Origin of the sequence: Terrabacter lapilli (assembly GCF_039531305.1) — a bacterium.
GTDB lineage: Bacteria > Actinomycetota > Actinomycetes > Actinomycetales > Dermatophilaceae > Terrabacter > Terrabacter lapilli.
Genome location: NZ_BAAAPU010000007.1, coordinates 697,034 through 715,355, shown reverse-complemented (window position 1 = coordinate 715,355; position 18,322 = coordinate 697,034). Strand labels below are relative to the sequence as shown.

Annotated in this window: 15 protein-coding genes and 1 pseudogene; 6 read left to right on the top strand and 10 right to left on the bottom strand. The window is 73.0% G+C overall.

Translation table 11 applies throughout. The features are described 5' to 3' along the window. Window positions 1–52 precede the first annotated feature (52 nt). Window positions 53–403: a hypothetical protein gene (locus ABD241_RS11245; RefSeq protein ID WP_344062106.1), complete on the top strand. Its 351-nt coding sequence runs from the start codon at window positions 53–55 to the stop codon at window positions 401–403. A gap of 81 nt (window positions 404–484) precedes the next feature. Here ABD241_RS11245 and ABD241_RS11240 read toward each other — a convergent pair whose 3' ends face one another. Both ABD241_RS11240 and ABD241_RS11235 read right to left on the bottom strand, forming a co-directional pair. Next, a complete protein-coding gene (locus ABD241_RS11240) occupies window positions 485–1,108 on the bottom strand; it encodes a flavin reductase family protein (RefSeq protein WP_344062103.1) in 624 nt (207 codons plus the stop codon). Window positions 1,109–1,153: 45 nt separating this feature from the next. Next, the gene (locus ABD241_RS11235; RefSeq protein ID WP_344063494.1) at window positions 1,154–2,299 is read right to left on the bottom strand and encodes a pyridoxal phosphate-dependent aminotransferase; all 1,146 of its coding nucleotides are present in this window, start codon (window positions 2,297–2,299) and stop codon (window positions 1,154–1,156) included. Between the two features lie 132 nt (window positions 2,300–2,431). Here ABD241_RS11235 and ABD241_RS11230 point away from each other — a divergent pair, with 132 nt between their 5' ends. After that, window positions 2,432–3,304: an LLM class F420-dependent oxidoreductase gene (locus tag ABD241_RS11230; RefSeq protein ID WP_344062100.1), complete on the top strand. Its 873-nt coding sequence runs from the start codon at window positions 2,432–2,434 to the stop codon at window positions 3,302–3,304. On the opposite strand, the gene ABD241_RS11225 is transcribed toward ABD241_RS11230, so the two are convergent. The 4 genes from ABD241_RS11225 to ABD241_RS11210 all read right to left on the bottom strand — a co-directional run bounded on the left by ABD241_RS11225 (window position 3,279) and on the right by ABD241_RS11210 (window position 9,914). Then, window positions 3,279–5,609, bottom strand: a complete 2,331-nt coding sequence (locus ABD241_RS11225) for a SpoIIE family protein phosphatase (protein ID WP_344062097.1) — start codon at window positions 5,607–5,609, stop codon at window positions 3,279–3,281. The genes ABD241_RS11230 and ABD241_RS11225 overlap by 26 nt on opposite strands. 311 nt (window positions 5,610–5,920) lie before the next feature. Beyond that, window positions 5,921–6,805, bottom strand: coding sequence for an ABC transporter permease subunit (locus tag ABD241_RS11220; RefSeq protein WP_344062094.1), 885 nt, complete (start codon window positions 6,803–6,805; stop codon window positions 5,921–5,923). Beyond that, on the bottom strand, window positions 6,802–9,603 hold the full coding sequence (locus ABD241_RS11215) for an alpha/beta fold hydrolase (protein ID WP_344062092.1): 2,802 nt from the start codon (window positions 9,601–9,603) through the stop codon (window positions 6,802–6,804). Before ABD241_RS11215 ends, ABD241_RS11220 begins: the two co-directional genes overlap by 4 nt. A 62-nt stretch (window positions 9,604–9,665) precedes the next feature. After that, complete coding sequence (locus ABD241_RS11210) at window positions 9,666–9,914, bottom strand: hypothetical protein (protein WP_344062089.1); 249 nt, start codon at window positions 9,912–9,914, stop codon at window positions 9,666–9,668. Between the two features lie 56 nt (window positions 9,915–9,970). Here ABD241_RS11210 and tpx point away from each other — a divergent pair, with 56 nt between their 5' ends. After that, a complete protein-coding gene (tpx, locus tag ABD241_RS11205) occupies window positions 9,971–10,465 on the top strand; it encodes a thiol peroxidase (RefSeq protein WP_344062086.1) in 495 nt (164 codons plus the stop codon). 18 nt (window positions 10,466–10,483) lie between these two features. Here tpx and ABD241_RS11200 read toward each other — a convergent pair whose 3' ends face one another. After that, complete coding sequence (locus tag ABD241_RS11200; protein WP_344062083.1) at window positions 10,484–12,238, bottom strand: DUF7402 domain-containing protein; 1,755 nt, start codon at window positions 12,236–12,238, stop codon at window positions 10,484–10,486. A 297-nt stretch (window positions 12,239–12,535) separates the two neighbouring features. Between ABD241_RS11200 and ABD241_RS11195 the strand changes: the two genes are divergently transcribed. From ABD241_RS11195 to ABD241_RS11185, 3 genes are all read left to right on the top strand, one after another. Further along, window positions 12,536–14,260: a glycerol-3-phosphate dehydrogenase/oxidase gene (locus ABD241_RS11195; RefSeq protein WP_344062080.1), complete on the top strand. Its 1,725-nt coding sequence runs from the start codon at window positions 12,536–12,538 to the stop codon at window positions 14,258–14,260. 66 nt (window positions 14,261–14,326) lie between these two features. After that, window positions 14,327–15,592, top strand: a complete 1,266-nt coding sequence (locus ABD241_RS11190) for a hypothetical protein (RefSeq protein ID WP_344062077.1) — start codon at window positions 14,327–14,329, stop codon at window positions 15,590–15,592. A gap of 40 nt (window positions 15,593–15,632) precedes the next feature. Beyond that, complete coding sequence (locus ABD241_RS11185) at window positions 15,633–16,571, top strand: carbohydrate kinase family protein (protein ID WP_344062074.1); 939 nt, start codon at window positions 15,633–15,635, stop codon at window positions 16,569–16,571. Window positions 16,572–16,587: 16 nt separating this feature from the next. On the opposite strand, the gene ABD241_RS11180 is transcribed toward ABD241_RS11185, so the two are convergent. From ABD241_RS11180 to ABD241_RS11170, 3 genes and pseudogenes are all read right to left on the bottom strand, one after another. Then, the gene (locus ABD241_RS11180) at window positions 16,588–17,016 is read right to left on the bottom strand and encodes a VOC family protein (protein ID WP_344062071.1); all 429 of its coding nucleotides are present in this window, start codon (window positions 17,014–17,016) and stop codon (window positions 16,588–16,590) included. A 158-nt stretch (window positions 17,017–17,174) separates the two neighbouring features. Then, complete coding sequence (locus ABD241_RS11175; protein ID WP_344062068.1) at window positions 17,175–18,044, bottom strand: DNA-formamidopyrimidine glycosylase family protein; 870 nt, start codon at window positions 18,042–18,044, stop codon at window positions 17,175–17,177. 76 nt (window positions 18,045–18,120) lie between these two features. Then, window positions 18,121–18,322: pseudogene (locus ABD241_RS11170) on the bottom strand (isocitrate lyase/phosphoenolpyruvate mutase family protein); the annotation flags it as partial.

Genomic DNA, 18,322 nt, shown 5'->3' with positions numbered 1-18,322 from the left:
GCCGAGCGCTGGGAGGACGAGACTGGAAGTGAGAAGGAAGGAGGTGAAGACGATGTCGCAGCTCCTTCAGAAGCAGAGCACGCAGACCGAGCACGGTCTTCCCCGGTTGTACCGCAACCGCACGGTGGACTACACGCTCATCGTCATCGGGGCCCTGGTCGCAGCGTTCGGCGCCTACACGTACTTCGTGTCGTCCGCCTGGCTGTGGGCAGGCCTGGCCGCAGGCTGGTACCTCGGCAGCTGGATCGTGGGCGGCGTCCTGCTCGCCGTCGGGTTCGGCCTGCTGGGCGCCAGCATCCGCGACCGTTCCGGCGTCTGGACGGCCGGTGCCGTGGTGAGCTTCCTGCTCGGCTCGCTGAGCCTCGCTGGGGCCGTGGTCGCAGCGGTAGCGCTCATCATCTAGCCAGGTGAGAAGAGGTGAGGGTGAGACCGGAGCCCCCGGGAGGCCGGGGGCTCCGCGCGCGCCCGGTGGCCTCATCGGGCGTCAGCGGTAGTGCTCCTCGTCGACGGTCGCCAGGCGCGACGGTCGCAGCTCACCCCCCAGGCCGTAGAAGCGCTGGAAGCTCATCAGGAGCGGACGCCACCGGTCGGGATCGATGCGGTCGGGGTGCCCCACGGCCCGGATCCCGGGGTGGACGTGCACGCGTACGACCTGGGCGACGACGAGCGCGTGGTCGGTCTCGTGCACCGACTCGACGCACGCCTCGAGCGCGACCGGGCACTGCGCGGTGCGCGGCGCGGTGACGACGTCGGAGGCCACCGGCGTGAGGCCCGCGAGGCCGAACTTGTCCCGGTGGTGCCGGTAGCCCGCCGCTGCCTTCCACGGGCTCAGGCGCTCGGCGCCGGTCGTCAGGGCGAGGCGGTCGACGGCGTCGACCTGCGCCGGGTCCGCAGCGCTCGGCAGGTTGACGACGAGCTCCCGGGTGCGCCGCAGGTTCGCGAGGGTCTGCGAGGCAAGCCCGATCCCGAGGGCCATCGTGTGGCCGAGCCAGAAGGCGGAGGAGAAGGGGGCGAGGTTCGCGCTGCCGTCCTCGTTGGTCGTCGAGACGAGCACGACGGGCGTGCCCAGGTAGAGGATGGCCGGGTCGATGGTGACGTGGTCGCTCACACCGGGTAGACGCGCGGGCCCGGCAGGGTGTGAGGTCCGGCGGCCTCAGCGCGCGTTGAACGCCTCGATGCGGTCGAGGGCCTCGGCGACGGCTGTCGTGCCCGCGGCGAAGCTGAGCCGCACCGAACGGCGACCGGACCGGTCGTCGAAGTCTCCCCCGGGCGTGATCGCGACGCCCGCGTCGTCGAGCAGGGCGCGGGCGTATGCCGCCGAGCTACCCCAGCGCTCCAGCTGCAGCCCGAGGTCTGCCCAGTAGTAGAACGCGCCGTCGGGCGGCGCCGACTCGCCCCAGCCGAGGCGAGCGGTGTTGTCCAGCAGCAGCTTCCGCGTCCGCGCGAACTCGGCGACGGCCTCGTCGCACTCGCGGTAGGACTCCTCGGCGAAGGCCGACACGGCGGCATACTGCGCCGGAGCGGGAGGGCACAGCGCGACGTTGCCGGCGAGCGCGTCGACGGGGCGCACGAGGTCCTCGGGCAGCAGCATCCAGCCGAGGCGCCACCCGGTCATCCCCCAGTACTTGCTGAACGACGAGATGACGACCGAGGTGTCCGCGAGCTCCCACGCGCACACCCCGCGCGGGTCGAGGGCGCCCGGCTCCGGGTAGGTCACGCCGTGGTAGATCTCGTCGCTGACGAGACGCACGCCGTTGGCGGCGCACCACGCGGTGATGGCGCCCAGCTCCGCGCGGTCGACCATCGTGCCGGTCGGGTTGGCGGGCGAGGCGACGATGAGCCCGGCCAGCGGGCCGCCCTCGTGCGCGGCGTCGAGCAGCGCCGGCGTCGGCTGGTAGCGCGTCTCGGGACCGCAGTCGATCTCGACGACCTCGCACCCGAGCGAGGTGAGGATGTTGCGGTAGGCCGGGTAGCCGGGGCGGGCGAGGGCGACCCGGTCACCGGCGTCGAAGGCGGCGAGGAAGGCCAGCACGAAGCCGCCCGAGGACCCCGTGGTGATCGCGACGCGTGCGGGGTCGACGTCGACGCCGTACCACCGCCCGTAGTGCATCGCGATCTCGGAGCGCAGCTCGCGGATCCCGAGGGCCGAGGTGTAGGTGAGGGCCCGACCGGAGGTGTGGATGCGGGCCGCGGCCTCGGAGACGAGGGCGGGCGCACCGCCCGACGGCTCGCCGGCGCACAGCGAGACGACGTCGCGGCCCTCGGCGCGCAGCACCGCCACCCGGTCGAGCACGTCCATGACCTCGAACGGCGGCACCTGCGAGCGCCGGGACGGGTGGAGCGGGCGGGGCTGCGGGGTCACCCGGCCAGTGTGCCGGAAGCATGGACAGGGGGTGCCGGGGCCCCGGGCGGCGGACGTAGTGTGCAGGGCATGGACCTCGGACTGCACCTGGCTGACTTCACCTGGAGCGGTGGCTCCAGCACCTTCGTCGACGACCTCGTCCGCACCGCGAAGACCGCTGAGGACGTCGGCTTCACCAAGCTCTCGGTCATGGACCACGTGTGGCAGATCGGACCGGTCGGCCCGCGGGAGAACGAGATGCTCGAGGCCTACACGGCGCTCGGCTTCCTCGCGGCGGTGACCGAACGCGTCCAGCTGCTCGCGTGGGTGACGGCGGCGATCTACCGCGAGCCGGGCCTGCTCGCCAAGGAGGTGACGACCCTCGACGTGCTGTCCAAGGGGCGCGCGATGCTCGGCATCGGCGCCGCGTGGAACGAGGAGGAGTGCGTCGGTCTGGGCCTGCCGTTCCCGCCCACCGCCGAGCGTTTCGAGCGCCTCGAGGAGACGCTGCAGATCTGCCTCCAGATGTGGAGCGACAGCGAGGAGCCGTATGCCGGCAAGCACTACTCGCTCGGACGCACCCTCAACTCCCCGCAGTCGGTGCAGCGCCCGCACCCGCCGATCCTCATCGGCGGTGGCGGCGAGAAGAAGACGCTGCGCATGGTGGCGCAGTACGCGCAGGCCTGCAACCTCTTCGACAGCCCCGACCTGGCCCACAAGCTCGACGTGCTCCGCGGCCACTGCGAGGCCCTGGGCCGCGACTACGACGAGATCGAGAAGACGGTCATGGGTCCGGTCGACCCGGGCCCGGACGGCGAGAACGTCGACGCCACCCTCGAGCACCTGCGCGAGCTGGCCGGCCTCGGCGTGACGCACGTGCAGATGCGGGTCGCCGACGGTTCGCGCACCGACTGGCTCGAGCTCATCGGCGAGCGCATCATCCCGGAGGCGGCGAAGTTCTAGACCGCTGCACGCGTGCCCCGGTCGGCTGCATGACGGCGCAGATGACGGCCGTGTCGTCCCGCCGCGGGACGTTGCGCAGGCACCTGTTGAGCAGCGAGGCGCACAGGTGGTCGGCAGTGGCCGCGGGGCTGTCGTCCACGACGGCGGCCAGGCGTTGCAGCCCGGCGTCGATGGACTCACCGCGTCGTTCGATCAGGCCGTCGGTGTAGAGGACCAGGGTGCTGCCCGGTGCCAGCTTGACCGTGTGCTGCGCGCGGGTGGCGACCAGGACACCCAAGGGCGGGTCCACACGGTCCAACGGGGTCGCCGGTGAGCCGGGTCTGCGCAGCAGCGGGGGCGGATGACCTGCGAGCGAGTAGGTCAGGCTGCCCGCTCGCGGGTGCAGGAGCACGGCCGCGACCGTCACCATCGCCTGGGCGGAGGTCGCTGTGACGAACCGGTCCAGCCCCTCGAGCAGTCTCGCCGGACCGTGGGTGGGTGCGAGCGCCCGGGCCGCGGCGCGGATCTGGCCCATGGCCACGGCCGCACTCGCGTCATGACCGGCGACGTCCCCGATCATCAGCAGGGTGCGGCCGTCGGTGAGCGGGATGGCGTCGTACCAGTCGCCGCCGATGCCGTAGCGGGCGTCGGCAGGCAGGTACCGCGCGCTCACCTGCAGCCCGGAGAGCTCGGGCAGGGGCTCGGCCAGGAGGCTGCGCTGCACCAGCACCGCCAGGTCGTGGTCGCTGTCGCGCTCGACGGCGCGGCTGATGGCCTCCGAGAGCGCGGCGCCCAGGTCGGACAGCGCCGTCAGGTCGGTGGGGCCGAGGGCGTCCTCCTCCGAGAAGGCCAGCACGAGGGCCCCGAGCGTGCGTGACCCGCTGCGCAGCGGCAGCCCGATCCAACAGCGCAATCCGGCTCGTGCCAGCGCTGCCCGCGCGTCCGGGTCGGGCACGACGCGGTCGGTCAGAGAGGGCAGGTACACCGTGCTCACGCTGAGGCGTGCGTCGGACAGCGGCGAGGGGGCCGCGCCCGGGGCGGGCCGCCAGACGGACTCGAGCTCGTCGGGCATTCCGACGGCGGCGATGGTCACGAGCGCGTCGGGGTGCTGGTCGTCGACGAGGGCCAGGCGTGCGGCGGCCGCGTCGTAGGGAGCCGTGCCGTCGACGAGCACCGCACTGGTCACCTCGCTGAGCGACGCCGAGGCGACCAGTGCGGTGAGGATGCGGTGCAGCCGCTCGGACCGCTCCAGCGCTGCCCGTTCGGTCGCCAGCAGCTGCGCTCGCACGAGCGCGTCCGCGACGAGCTGGGCGACCGCCCGCAGCTCGTCACGCTGCGCGGCCGGGAAGGCCTGTGGGCTCTCCCAGCCCAGGCCGAGCGCGCCGATCACCTGGCCTCCCCGGCCGACCAGCGCCAGTGACGCCGTCGCGGCCAGCCCCGCGGCCGCGGTGTCGGCCAGCAGAGCCGGGAACTGCGCCCCGATCTGCGTCAGGTCGCCCAGCCACACCTCGCCGCGCCCGGACATGGCCGCGCCCAGGGGCGTGGAACCGTCGACCGAGATGGTCTGGTACCGCTCGGCGACCTGCGGCACCAGGCTGGACAGGTGGTACAGCCGAGCCGTGCCGCCGGCTGCGCCCGGCTCCAGCACTGCGATGTTGGAGAACGCCGCTCCGACGGCAGCGGCGCCCTGCTCGGCGATGGCCCGGGCCAGGTCCTCGATGGAGTCCGAGCCGGTCAACGCCTGGACGAGCGGGGCCAGTGCGACCGCCGATGGAGGCAGCTGGGCAGCGGATGCCCCTTCGGGGGTTGCCCCGGGAGCCCCCCGGGGAGCTCCCTCGCCGGTGTCGACACCGACGTCGAACCGCCAGTGCCGCAGGTGCAGGGCGCAGATGTCGGCCAACGCCAGCAGCAGCTCACGGTCGGACGCGCTGAACTCGTGCGGCTCGTCCCAGCTGATTCCGAGCACGCCGAGCAGGGCTCCCGCGGCTCGCAACGGGACCACCGCACACGCCCGCTCGTCGCGGGACACCAGCTCCAGGAGGCGCGGAAACTGCCGTTCGGCCTCGGCCCGCGAGGCCAGCCACACCGGCTCCCCGGTCGTCGCTGCCCGGGTCAGCGGCAGCGACAGGTCGCCCACCCGCAACGGTCCGCACGCCGCCTGCTGCAACCAGGTGAAACCCTGGCTGGCCAACGGCTCGACCCGGTCCCCGTGCACGAGAGCAACGACGCCGCCGGCGGCGTGCAGCGCGGCCACCGCTTGCGAGATCGCCAGGCGCGGTGTCTCCTCGTCCGCCGGGGCGGCGGCGAAGGCACGCAGGACCGTCATCAGAGGACCCTGCGACGGCATCGGATCGCTTGGCTCCGCACCGAGGCCCGAGGGCCCAGCCTTCGACATCACGATCTCCGTGTTGAAGGTCGCCCGGTCGGTCTGGCGTGGGCCGACCGAGCACCTCCCTGCCCTTCAGGGAGGCCTTGCTGCAAGCCTCGCCGGGCCCCTCGACCCAGTCAACGACTTCGGCGAGATGGGCGGACTTCGGCGGTCCCCTGCGCAGCGGGTGTGGTCGACGTCACCTCGCCGTGGGAACGAGTCGCCGGGTGGCCGGGCTCCGTGCTCAGCTCAGCTCAGCTCAGCTCAGCTCAGCTCAGGATGTCGGACCGGCGGAACCGGCGGTAGGCGAGCATCGTGAAGGCCACCGCCCACACGAGCGACCACAGCGTGCCGTGCAGCAGGTCGGTCCAGTCCGGTGAGACGGCCAGGGCGTCCTGCCACGACCGCGAGTAGTGGCCGGGGAAGGCGTTGCGGTAGGGATCGAGCGCGTCGAGCTGGTCGAGGATGCTGAAGAGGATGTTGACGAGCACGGCTCCGCCGACGGCCGCCAGCGGCGCGTCCGAGCGGGTGCCGATCCAGAAGGCGATGGCCGCGATCGGCAGGAGCGTGACGAAGATGTAGGCCATCGCCAGCGCCAGGCGCGGCAGGAACTGGCCCCAGGTGAGGTTCTCGCCCAACGGGTTGGTCAGCGGGTCCCAGCCGTAGGCGATGCCCCCGACGACCAGCCCCCAGGCAGGCAGCAGCACGGTGGCCAGCAGCGTGGAGGCCACCCCGATGACGAGCTTGCTCGTCAGCAGCCGCGCCCGCTGCACGGGCGCGATGAGCAGGTAGCGCAGCGACGACCAGGACGCCTCGGCGGGGACGGCGTCGCCGCAGAAGAGGGCGGCGAGGAGCACGAGGAGCAGCTCCGAGGCGAGGAAGACGAGCACGAGGCTGAAGTTGGCGGCGCCGCTCTGGGCCAGGTCGAAGATGCGGCTCGTGGCGCTGCCGCGGCTGTTGCTCGAGCGCTGCCCGAAGGCGAAGGAGCCGACGAGGACCAGCGGCAGCGCGAGGAGCAGTCCGAAGGCCCACAGCGTCCGCCGCCGTCCCCACTGCCGCCGGAGCTCGGACCGCCACGACAGCGGCTCGCGCACCTGCCGGACCCCGGTGGGCATCGTGCTCGAGGTCTCGCCAGAGACGACCGTCCCGCTCATCGCACCCTCACCTGCCTCAGTCGCTCGACGAGGGAGGCCTCGTCACCGGATTCGCCGTCGGCGCCCTCGGGTCCCGGTGCGCTGGCCGACGAGATGACCCCCAGGAAGACCTCCTCCAGGTGCCGGCGGCTGCTGACGCCCACGACCGGGAGCCGGGCCGCAACGGCAGCGGCGACGACCTCGGCCCGGCCACGGGACGCGACCACGACCAGCCGGCTCGGGGTGTCGACGCGCACCTCGAGGACGCCGTCGGAGTCCTCGAGAGCGTGGACGCCGGCGCGTACGACGTCGTGGTCCACGTCCTCCGGCAGGTCGAGGATCGTCGTGTCGTCGCTGTCGACGAGCTCGGCGACCGGGCCGGAGGTGACGACCCGCCCCGCGTGCATGACCACGACGTGGGTGCACGTCAGCTCGACCTCGGCCAGCAGGTGGCTGGAGACGACGACGGTGCGACCGCTCTCGGCGTAGCGCCGCAGGATCGGGCGCATCGCCGCGATCTGCGGCGGGTCGAGGCCGTTGGTCGGCTCGTCGAGGATGAGCAGCTCCGGCAGGCCGAGCATCGCCTGGGCGATGCCGAGGCGCTGGCGCATGCCCTGGCTGTAGGACTTCACCGGGCGGTCGACGGCGCCGCCGAGCGCCGCGACGTCGAGCGCCTCCTCGACGTGGGCGTCCTCGGGCGCGCGGCCGGTGGCGGACCAGTACGCCTCGAGGTTCTGCCGGCCGGTCAGGTGCGGCAGGAAGCCGGGGCCCTCGATGAGCGCACCGACGCGGCCGAGAACCGGCGAGCCGGCCGTGACCTGCTGGCCGAGCACGTGGACGGAGCCGGCGTCGGCCGAGATGAGGCCCATGACCATCCGCATGGTCGTCGTCTTGCCCGCGCCGTTGGGGCCGAGCAGCCCGACGACCTGGCCCTTCTCGGCCCGCCAGGAGACGTCGTCGACGGCGCGGTGCCCGTCGGCGTACGTCTTGACGAGCCCCTCGACGACGAGCGGGACGTCGGCGAGGTCGGGCCGCGCCGGGAGGTGCCTGCGGCGCCGCCGGCGCACGAGCCAGCCGGCCAGCCCGGCCGCCAGGAGCAGCACGAGGGCGCCGGACGCCAGGAGGGTCTCGGTGTCGAGGCCTCCGGCCGCGGTCCCGCCGGCCGTCGCGCCGACCGCGACGGGCAGCACGAGCGCGGAGGCGTCGGTGACGCGGATGGTGCTCGGCACGCGCGAGTTGGCGTAGGTCGACTCGGTGCTCGTCAGGAGCACGCGCCACCGGGTGCCGGCCGGCAGCTCGTAGGTCGCCGCCGGCAGCGAGATGGTCACCGGGGTGGGCCGACCCGGCGTCACCGGGACCCGGAACGGCGCCACGAGCGGGTTGGTCAGCGTCGTCGAGCCCCCGGTGACGCGCCACACCGACGCGAAGAGCGTGACCTCGGGCGCGTCGGAGGTGACGGTCAACCGCATCGTCGGGGAGCCGACGACGGTCGTCGGCTCGGTGATCGGGGCGGTGTCGAGCGCGGTGGACTGCCCCGGCAGCGCGGCGATCTGGTACGTCGAGAGGCTCACCCCGAGGGAGGCCAGCCCCGGCACCGCGATGAGCGAGGCCGGCTGCCCGCCGGGCGGGTGCACGAGCGCCCCGGAGCCGGTGGCCAGCGGCAGCGAGCGGGTCTGGAGCGCCGCGCCCGAGAGCCCGGGGTATGCCGGGAGCGTGTGCAGCGTCGTCGGCTGGCCCGGTCGGGGGGCGGGCGTCGGGTACGTGAAGGCCGCGGTGGGCAGGGCCGAGTCCTTGGGCGCCCTGTCGCGCACGTAGTGGTCGAGCCAGGTGTAGGACGCCTCGAGCTCCTCGTCCTGGTGGGAGCTGGGGGCGTCGTGGCCCCCGTCGCTCCAGCGGACGGCATACGGCGTCCCCGTCGCGGCGAGCGCCGAGGCGTTGGCGTCGGCCTGGTCGAGGCCGAAGAGCGAGTCGGCGATGCCCTGCACGAGGAACGTGGGGGCGGTGACCCGGTTCATCGTCGGCTTGGGGCTGTGGGCGCGCAGCAGCGCGGTCAGCTGCGGCGAGGCCCCGCCGGTCTCGGAGGCCTGCACGAAGAGGCGGCAGATGCTCGGGTCGAACCGGCCGCACTGCCCCGCCCCGGCACCGGCGCCCTGGCTGCCGCGCAGCGCCGACAGGAAGAAGTTGGTGGCCCAGACCTGCTTGAACGGCCCCGGGACGTCGATCGAGGCGCGCCCGGCTGCCGTCGTCGGCGGTCGGGTGACGGCTGCCTGCGGGAAGAACGCGGCGGCGAGGTCGTTCCACGTGATGGCCGACACGACGCCGTCTATGCGGCGGTCGGCGCCGGCGAGCATGAGCCCGAGCGCCCCGCCGTAGGAGGCGCCCATGACGCCGGCCCGCGGGTCGCCGGGCGCGTCGAGCTCGACGTCGCTGCGCTTGGCGGCCAAGTCGAGCAGCGTTCTCGCGTCGGCGATCTCGTATGCCGGGTCGTTGAGGTGGATGCGTCCCCCCGACGCGCCGTGCCCGCGGGCGCTCCACGCGATGACGACGTAGCCGCGGTCGTGCAGGTCGTTCGCCTCGCTCGCGACCGAGTCCTTGGTGCCGCCGAAGCCGTGGGCGAGCAGGACCACCGGGTGCTTCCCGCCCGTCTGCGGCCACACCGACACGTCGAGGCGCACCGGGGTGCCGTCGGGCTCGGCGCCGACCGGCACCGTGGTGGCCTGCGGGGTGACGGGGTCCGCGGCCTGCGCACTGGGTGCTGGGGCCATCGCCAGGCTCGAGCCGAGCAGCAGCGCGGCGAGGAGGGGGGCCCGGACCGACATGCCCACATCACATCACGGGCCGCCGAGGGAAGCGTCCTGCCCTGTCGAGGCTGGGCGGCCCGTCAGTCCCGTTGGGCGCGCTGCTCCAGGACGTAGGCCACGACGATGCACGCGACCAGGACCATGGCGGGCGGGAGGTAGCGGGCCGCGCCCTCGAGCCGCAGCCAGTCGTAGGGCGCCGTCGTCAGCTCGAAGATCGACAGGTCGAGCAGGTAGCGCACGATCGGCAGCACGCCGAAGACGATGCCGATGAGACCGACGAGGTTGATCACCAGGCGCGTGCCGCCCCCGGGCTCAGGCGACTCACTCATGCGCCCAACCTACGGGGGCGCACGGGCGGGGTCGCGCGACGGTGTAGAAAACAGCCATGGCCACGACCTCCCTCGGAGACACCCTCGTCCACACCGTCGGCGACCTCCCGGCAGTGGGCACGCCCGCACCGGCGTTCACGTTGACCGGCACCGACCTGCGCGACGACGTCGTCCTGCCGGCCGGCAGCCGGGTGGTGCTCAACATCTTCCCGAGCGTCGACACCGGCGTCTGCGCCACGAGCGTCCGGCGCTTCAACGAGATCGCAGCCGGCCTCGAGAACACGACGGTCGTCTGCGTGTCGGCCGACCTGCCCTTCGCGCTCGGTCGGTTCTGTGCCGCCGAGGGCATCGACAACCTCGTCACCGCCTCGACGTTCCGGTCCGGCTTCGGCTACGACTACGGCGTGCGCATGGAGAACGGCGGCTTCGCGGCACTCATGGCCCGGGCGGTCGTGGTCGTCGACGCCGACGGCACGGTGCTGCACACCGAGCTGGTCCCGGCCATCGGGCAGGAGCCGGACTACGACGCCGCGATCGCCGCGCTCGGCTGACCGGAGCCGCCGGCCGGGTCAGCCGGTCTCCACCTGCAGCTCGGTCAGCCCGACGTTGCGGGTGGTGGCACTGACGCCGGTGATCTCGAACCGCACGCTCGTCACCGTCCTGGCCGGGAAGCTCACGACCAGCTGCCCTCCGCCGTTGGGCAGCACGCCGACGGGCACGCTGCTGCCGTCGCTGAACCGGAGCACGCCGGCGGTGACCTGGTCGTCGCTGTTGGGGCGGTCGTAGAGGACGACGCGGCTCACCCCGACGGGGACCGTCCACTGCAGGTTCAGCCAGCTGCCGCTGCGGCCGCCCACGGTGGCCCACTCACGTCCGGGCGCCGTCGGGTAGCCGAGCGCGTAGCCGTCGATGACCTTCTGGGCGGTCTGGCCCGTGGCCGCGTTCTCCGAGGAGGCCGTCACGGCAGCCAGGGGTGCGACGTTGGTGGTGAAGGCCTGGAGCTCCGCGAGCCCGATGTTGTGCGTGCTGCCGCTCACGGCATCGACCCGGAACCGCACGCTGGTGACGCGGCGAGACGCGAAGCGCACCTGCATGGCGCTGCCGTCGTTGGGCAGGGCGCCGATGGGGACGGTGCTGCCGTCGCTGAACAGGAGCGTCCCGGCGGTGACCTGGTCGTCGAGATTGGGCCGGTCGTAGAGGACGACGCTCTGCAGCGTGTTCGGGTTGGACCAGGCGACCTGGAGCCAGCTGCCGGCTCGGCCTCCGAGGGTGGCCCACTCGTTGGTGGCCCCGCCCGGATAGCCGGCGACGACGCCGTCCACGGCCTTGGCCGCCGACTGGCCCGTCGCGCTGCTCTGCGACGACGCCGTGACCGAGCCGAGGCGCGCCGCGTTCTGCACCCCACCGAACTCGGAGCCGACGGTGTACTCGCGGCTGAACCACGGGCCGCACACGCTGGCCAGGCACTCGGTGTCCGACTGGCACACCTCCGGGTCGTGGGGGGCATACGCGAGGAAGGTGGCCAGCTTCTCGGTCGCATCCGACTGGCTCAGGTTCGGCGGCAGGTCGCTGACCCCGTAGCCGCGGTATCCGGTGAGCTGGTGCGGGTAGCTGTAGCGGTAGTGCGCCGCGCGGACCAGGTAGCCCACCGTCTGGTGGTCGCTGTGGTCACCCGAGTCGTAGGGACTCACGTAGTCGTGCGTGCGGATCACCGTCGGACGGAAGGTCGTCATGATGGCGGCCAACGTGGCCACGAGGCCTTCGCGGGAGTACGTCGCGCTGCCGTCGATCGCGTGGATCGCCGGGATGGCGGACTGCCACAGGCGTTGCAGGCTCTCTCCGCCGGTGCTCGGGTAGCCCGTGCCGTCGTGCCCGTCGGGCAGGCGGAGGAAGAGCAGCGCCACCGACGGTCGGTCCACCAGGGTGTCCTCGAGGAGGGCTTGGCCGTTGATCTGGACGGTCTCGCTGGTCCAGGTGTCGGAGACGCCTGACATGTGGGCCGTGGCGGCTCGAGCGCCGGCCTCCCGACCGAGCCAGTACGCCTGGTCCAGGCCCGCGTCGCCTGCCGTGACGAACACCGTGACGCTGCAGCGGCCTGCCGCCAGGTCGTTGTGGACGTCCGGGCTCATGAAGAGCACGTCGTCGTCCTCGTGCGCAGCGACGTTCAGCGCGACGTTGTCCTGGCACGTCAGGGCCGCGTGTGCCGGCGGCGCCACGCCGATGGTCAGCGCGGCGAGCAGGCCCGTCAGCGCTATCCAGACCCGAGTCGCGACGGACCCCCCAAGCGCCCGACGGCATGCGGAAGCGCGCAAAAGCACGTTCATGAATCCCCCAAAAGTCGTTAAGACTTTGCCCCGCAATCAGTAAAACACCGGCAAAGGGAGGGAGTACTAAATACGCGGAAAATGTCGGGCAAGCCTGCTTGACACGGGTCGTAAGGGTCGTTAGTGGCAGACCCGGACGAGCACCCCGGCACGCCGCCTCGGCCACCGGCGCGTCCGCAGGAGCGAGCGCACGTCCATCAGCGCGCGCGGAGGCGCCGAAGGGCTGGACAGCCGCGGAGGCGAGGACCTCGCCGCTCGTTAGAGTGGCTGTCTCGGCAGCGACGTGAAGGGACACCCATGACGAGCCCAGTGCGGCTGGACACGGAGTACCGGGCGCGGGCGTGGAATCGCCTGGCCACCAAGCAGTTCGACGTGCTCGTCGTGGGCGGGGGCGTGACGGGCGGCGGAGTGGCCCTCGACGCCGCGACCCGCGGCCTGTCGACCGCCCTCGTGGAGCAGCGCGACTTCGGCTCCGGCACCTCCTCACGCTCCTCGAAGCTGTTCCACGGCGGCCTGCGCTACCTCGAGCAGATGAACTTCGACCTCGTGCGCGAGGCCCTCAAGGAGCGCGAGCTGATGCTGAGCCGCATCGCACCGCACCTGGTCAAGCCGGTCTCGTTCCTCTACCCGCTGACGGGCCGTGGCTGGGAACGCCCCTACGTCAGCGCCGGCCTGACCCTCTACGACACGATGGGCGGCGCCCGCTCCGTGCCGCGTCACAAGCAGCTGACCCGCACCGGCGCGCTGCGGCTCGCCCCTGCCCTCAAGCGCGAGGCCCTGACCGGCGGCCTCCTCTACTACGACGCCCAGGCGGACGACGCCCGGCACACGCTGACCACGGTCCGCACCGCGGCGGCATACGGCGCCACCGTGCTCTCCTCGGCCCGGGTCGTGGAGCTGCTGCGCGCGGGCGAGCGGGTCGTCGGCGCCGTCGTCGAGGACGTCGAGACCGGCGAGCAGGTCGAGGTCCGCGCCTCCGTCGTCATCAACTGCACCGGCGTGTGGACCGACGACATCCAGACGATGGCCGGAGGTCGCGGGCGCTTCCACGTCCGGGCGAGCAAGGGCGTGCACATCGTCGTGCCGCGCGACCGGATCAACTCCGAGACGGGGCTGATCCTGCGCACCGAGAAGTCGGTGCTCTTCGTCATCCCGTGGGGCACGCACTGGATCGTCGGCACCACCGACACCGACTGGGAGCTCGACCTCGCGCACCCCGCCGCGACGCGCGCCGACATCGACTACATCCTCGAGCACATCAACTCGGTGCTGAAGGTGCCGCTGACCCACGACGACATCCAGGGTGTCTACGCCGGCCTGCGGCCGCTGCTCTCCGGCGAGAGCGAGGACACGAGCCAGCTCTCGCGCGAGCACGCCGTCGCGCGCCCGCAGCCGGGCCTCGTCTCCATCGCCGGCGGGAAGTACACGACCTACCGGGTCATGGCAGCCGACGCCGTCGACGCCGCGCGCCAGGACATCGGCGGCGACGTGTCCGACAGCGTGACCGAGTTCATCCCGCTCTCCGGCGCCGAGGGCTACGTCGCGCTCGTCAACCAGATCGACCGGCTCGCCCGCCACCAGGGCCTGCCCGTCTGGCGCATCACCCACCTGCTCGAGCGCTACGGCTCGCTCGTCCACGAGCTCTTCGCGCTCGCGGAGGACGACCGCTCGCTCTACGAGCCGCTGCCCGGCGCCGAGGAGTACCTCAAGGTCGAGGCGCTGTATGCCGTCACGCACGAGGGGGCGCTGCACCTCGACGACGTGCTGGCCCGCCGCACCCGCATCTCGATCGAGACGCCGAGCCGGGGCGTGGACAGCGCCCGCGCCGTCGCCGACATCGTCGCGCCGGTGCTCGGCTGGGACGCCGAGCGGGTCGAGTCGGAGGTCTCGCGGTACGTCGCGCGGGTCGAGGCCGAGCGCGAGTCGCAGAAGGAGCTGGCCGACTCCGAGGCCAACGCCGAGCGGACGAGCGCTCCCGACGCCCGGCGCATACCGGTCAGCCGGGCGCCCGACGGCTCCTGAGGTGCGCCGGCCGCCTAACGCTCGACAAGCCCTTCGGGACGGCGTCGGGGTTCCTAGACTGACGGGATGAGGACTCGACGTGCCCGTGGCGCAGCCCGGGCCACGCCGGCGCTCGCCTCGGCGGTCGTCGCGCTGGCACTGCTCGTCGCCGGATGCGGCACGCCGAATCCCACCGCCCGGGCGCGGCTCGAGGGTCACTCGACCGGACACGCGGCGGCCCCCGGGTCGACGGTCCACCCGACCGGCGGTCCGAGCACGGGTGCCATGGCGGGGCATGGGGCCGGGCCGGTGACGCCGGCGCCGCCCGCCCCCGCCGCCCTGCGCGCCGGGGAGTCGATGCGCACCGTCGCGGCGCCGGTCGACTACACGCCGAAGGCGCCGACCACCGGCACCGACGACTACCGGTGCTTCGTGCTCGACCCGAGGATCTCCCGTGACGCCTTCGTCACCGGCTTCGACATCGTCCCGGGCCAGCCGCAGGAGGTGCACCACGTCATCCTCTTCCGCGTCCCTCCGTCGGCCGCGGCCTCTGCCCGCGCCCGCGACGCCGAGAGCGGTGGCAACGGGTGGACCTGCTTCGGCGGCACCGGACTGGGCACCGGGGGTGCGGGCCTCGACGACGCACCGTGGGTCGGCGCCTGGGCGCCGGGTGGGCGCGCGAACGTGTTCCCGGCCGACGTGGGCATCCCCCTCGAGCGCGGCTCGCTGCTCGTGATGCAGGTGCACTACAACCTGCGGCACGGGACCACGCCGGACCGCACCAAGGTGCAGCTGCGCCTCTCGTCCTCGACCCGGCTCAAGGCGCTCGAGACGATGCTCTACCCCGCACCGGTCGAGCTGCCCTGCCGTCCGGGGAAGTCCGGCGCGCTCTGCGACCGCGCCACCGCCGTCGCCGACGTCACCAGACGCTTCGGTCCGATGTCGGCGCCGATCGTCAACGGCCTGCTCCTGGCGTGCGACGGCACCCTCATCCCGACCCCCGGACCCACCCAGTCGTGCACCCGCCGCGTCGAGCAGGCCGCCACGATCCGCGCCGTCGCCGGGCACATGCACCTGCTCGGCTCCTCGCTGCGCATCGAGCTGGACCCCGGGACGGCCCGGGCCCGGACGCTCCTCGACATCAAGGTGTGGGACTTCGACAACCAGGCAGCGGTCCCCGTGCCTGCGACCGCGATCAAGCCGGGCGACTCGGTCCGGATCACCTGCACCCACGACCAGGCCTGGCGCGACAGGCTGCCCGACCTGCAGGGGCTGCCGGAGCGCTACGTCGTGTGGGGCGAGGGCACGACCGACGAGATGTGCCTCGGCCTGCTGAGCGTCACCCGGCCCTGAGCCGTCCCCGTCGTCACGGCCGGGCACAATGAGCCGCGTGATGACGACCGCGAAAGCGACCGACCCAACTGACGTCCTCGTCGTCGGCGGCGCCGGCGTCGACACCATCGTGCGCGTCGAGGCGCTGCCCGTGCCCTTCGCCGACTCGCACGGCGTGCCGCCGATCCACACCGTCGTCGGCCACACCGGCAGCGGCGTCGCCCTCGGCTGCCACCGCCTCGGCCTGCGTACCTGCTTCGTCGACGTCATCGGCGACGACCACGAGGGCCGCATGCTGCAGCGCCGCTTCGCCGAGGAGGAGCTGCGCTTCGAGAGCGTCGTCCACCCGAGCGGCACCCGCCGAGCCGTCAACCTCGTCGACGCAGCCGGCCGGCGCATGTCGCTCTACGACCCACGCCACCCCTACGACCTGGTCCCCGACGCTGCACTGTGGCGCGGGCCGCTCGCGCAGGCCCGCCACGTCCACGCCTCGATCATGCCGTGGACGGTGCACGCGCTCGAGGACGCCAGGGCAGCAGGCATCACCACCTCGACCGACCTGCACGACTGGGACGGGCACAACCCGCACCACCGCCCGTTCGCGCATGCCGCCGACCTCGTCTTCGTGTCGGGCTCACGACTCGACGGGATCGAGGACGCCGTCGTCGCCGAGGTGCTCGACGCGGGCCGCGCCCGGATCGTCGTCGTCATGGACGGCGCGCGCGGCAGCCGCGTCACCGTGCGCGACGGCGGCTCCTTCGCCGTGCCGGCCATCGACATCGAAGGCCGGCCGCCCGTCGACTCCAACGGCGCCGGGGACGCCTACGTCTCCGCCTTCCTGCACGCCTGGCTCGGCGGCGGCGACGCCCGCGCCGCGGCGCGGGCCGGAGCCGTCGCAGGCGCGTGGGCGTGCGGTACTGCCGGCACGCACTCGAGCCTCATCGACGCGGACGAGCTGGCCCGCCAGCTCCGGTCGCACTTCGGCGCCGCCTCGGCCTGAGGCGGCGCCGGGCGCGTCAACCGGTGGCGCCGTCCTGGGAGTGGTCGCCGGCGATGTTGACGAGCCAGCCGACCCCGAACTTGTCGTTGACCATGCCGAACTCGTCGCCCCACGCCTGCTTCTGGAGCGGCATGGTCACCGTGCCCCCCTCGCCGAGCCCGTCCCAGAAACGATGCAGCTCCTCGCTGTCGTCACCACTGAGGCTGACCGTGATGCGCGAGCCCTCCTCGTAGGGCATGCCCTCGGGAGTGTCGGACGCCATGATCGTGTAGCCGCTCGGGGTCTCGAGCTGGGCGTGCATGACGCCGTCGGCGTTGGGGCCGCTGTCACCGAACTCGCGGAACGTCGACACGTTCAGCTCGCCACCGAAGACGGACCGGTAGAACTCCATCGCCTCCCGCGCGTTGTCCTTGAAGCCGATGTAGGGGTTGAGTCGGGATCCCATCGGGTGCTCCTCTCTGAGCCAACTTGGGTGCAGACCACGGTAGGACCGGCCACCGACAGCCGCAGGCGATCGGCGTACGAGGCCGGTACGAGGCCGGTACGAGGCCGGTACGAGGCCGGTACGAGCGGCACGAGCGGCGGGCGGGTCCGGGCCGGAGCTCAGTACGAGCGGCGCGAGCGGGCCGCGCCACGGGTCGAGCCGAGGGGCACCTGGGTGCGTCCGTCGTCGGTGGGCCCCAGGCCGCCCTGGCAGCCGGGGCAGTAGAACATCGTGCGCTCCTTCGTCGGCTCGCCGATCATGGCGACGCGCACCGTCGCCCCGCAGCGACGACAGGGCCGCCCGCTGCGGGCGTGCACGTAGTGCGCCTCGTCGAGGCGGTAGCTGCCGGTGCTCGACTGGACGGCGTGCCGGCGGCCGTTGTCGAGGAGCCGGTGCGCCCGCGCGACGATGCGCTCGACCGTCTCGCGGCCCAGCTCGTCGGCCGGGGTCCACGGCGGCACACGCTCGAGGAAGAGCGTCTCGGCACACCACATCGTGCCCACCCCGGCGAGGTTGCGCTGGTCGAGCAGGGCCTGCCCGATCGGCATACCGCTGGTCCACACGTTGGAGACCGCGACGTCGAGGTCCCAGTCGGGGCCGAGCACGTCGGGCCCGAGGTGGCCCACGAGCTCGTGCTCCCGCGCGGTCGGGACGAGGTCGAGCATGCCGAGCCGCAGCCCGAGAGCGGTCCAGTCGGCCGCCGCGACGAGGGCCCGCAGCTGGGGGTTGCGACGCCACCGCGACGGCAGCCCGGGTGTGGCCTCGATGCGCCACTGCCCCTCCATCCGCAGGTGCGAGTGCAGGGTGAGCCCGCCCTCCACCCGGTGCAGCACGTGCTTGCCTCGGCTCACCACCTCGACCGTGCTCCGTCCGGTGAGGTCGGCGGTCGAGATCTCGGGCCAGCGCAGGTCGGACTCGACGATCTCGCGACCGGCGAGCGCCTGGTGCAGGCGGTCGGCCGTCCGCCAGACGGTGTCTCCTTCGGGCACGGCCCCTCCTGGTCGCCGGTCACCTGCGCCGGTCAGCGTCCCTCCACCCTAAGCAGTCCGACGTGTGCAGGAGAGGTCAGTTCAGCCTCCGCGTGCCCTCCGGCAGGGCGCCGCCGGCATACACGTCCTCGGCCAGGGTGGCCAGTGCCGTCAGGGCGACGTTCTGGCTCCACGGACCGTAGGACACCCGGGCGACGCCGAGCCGCTGGAGGGTCGAGAGGTCGAGCGACCCCGGGACCGCGATGACGTTGACCTTCTGCGGTCCGAGCTCCTCGACG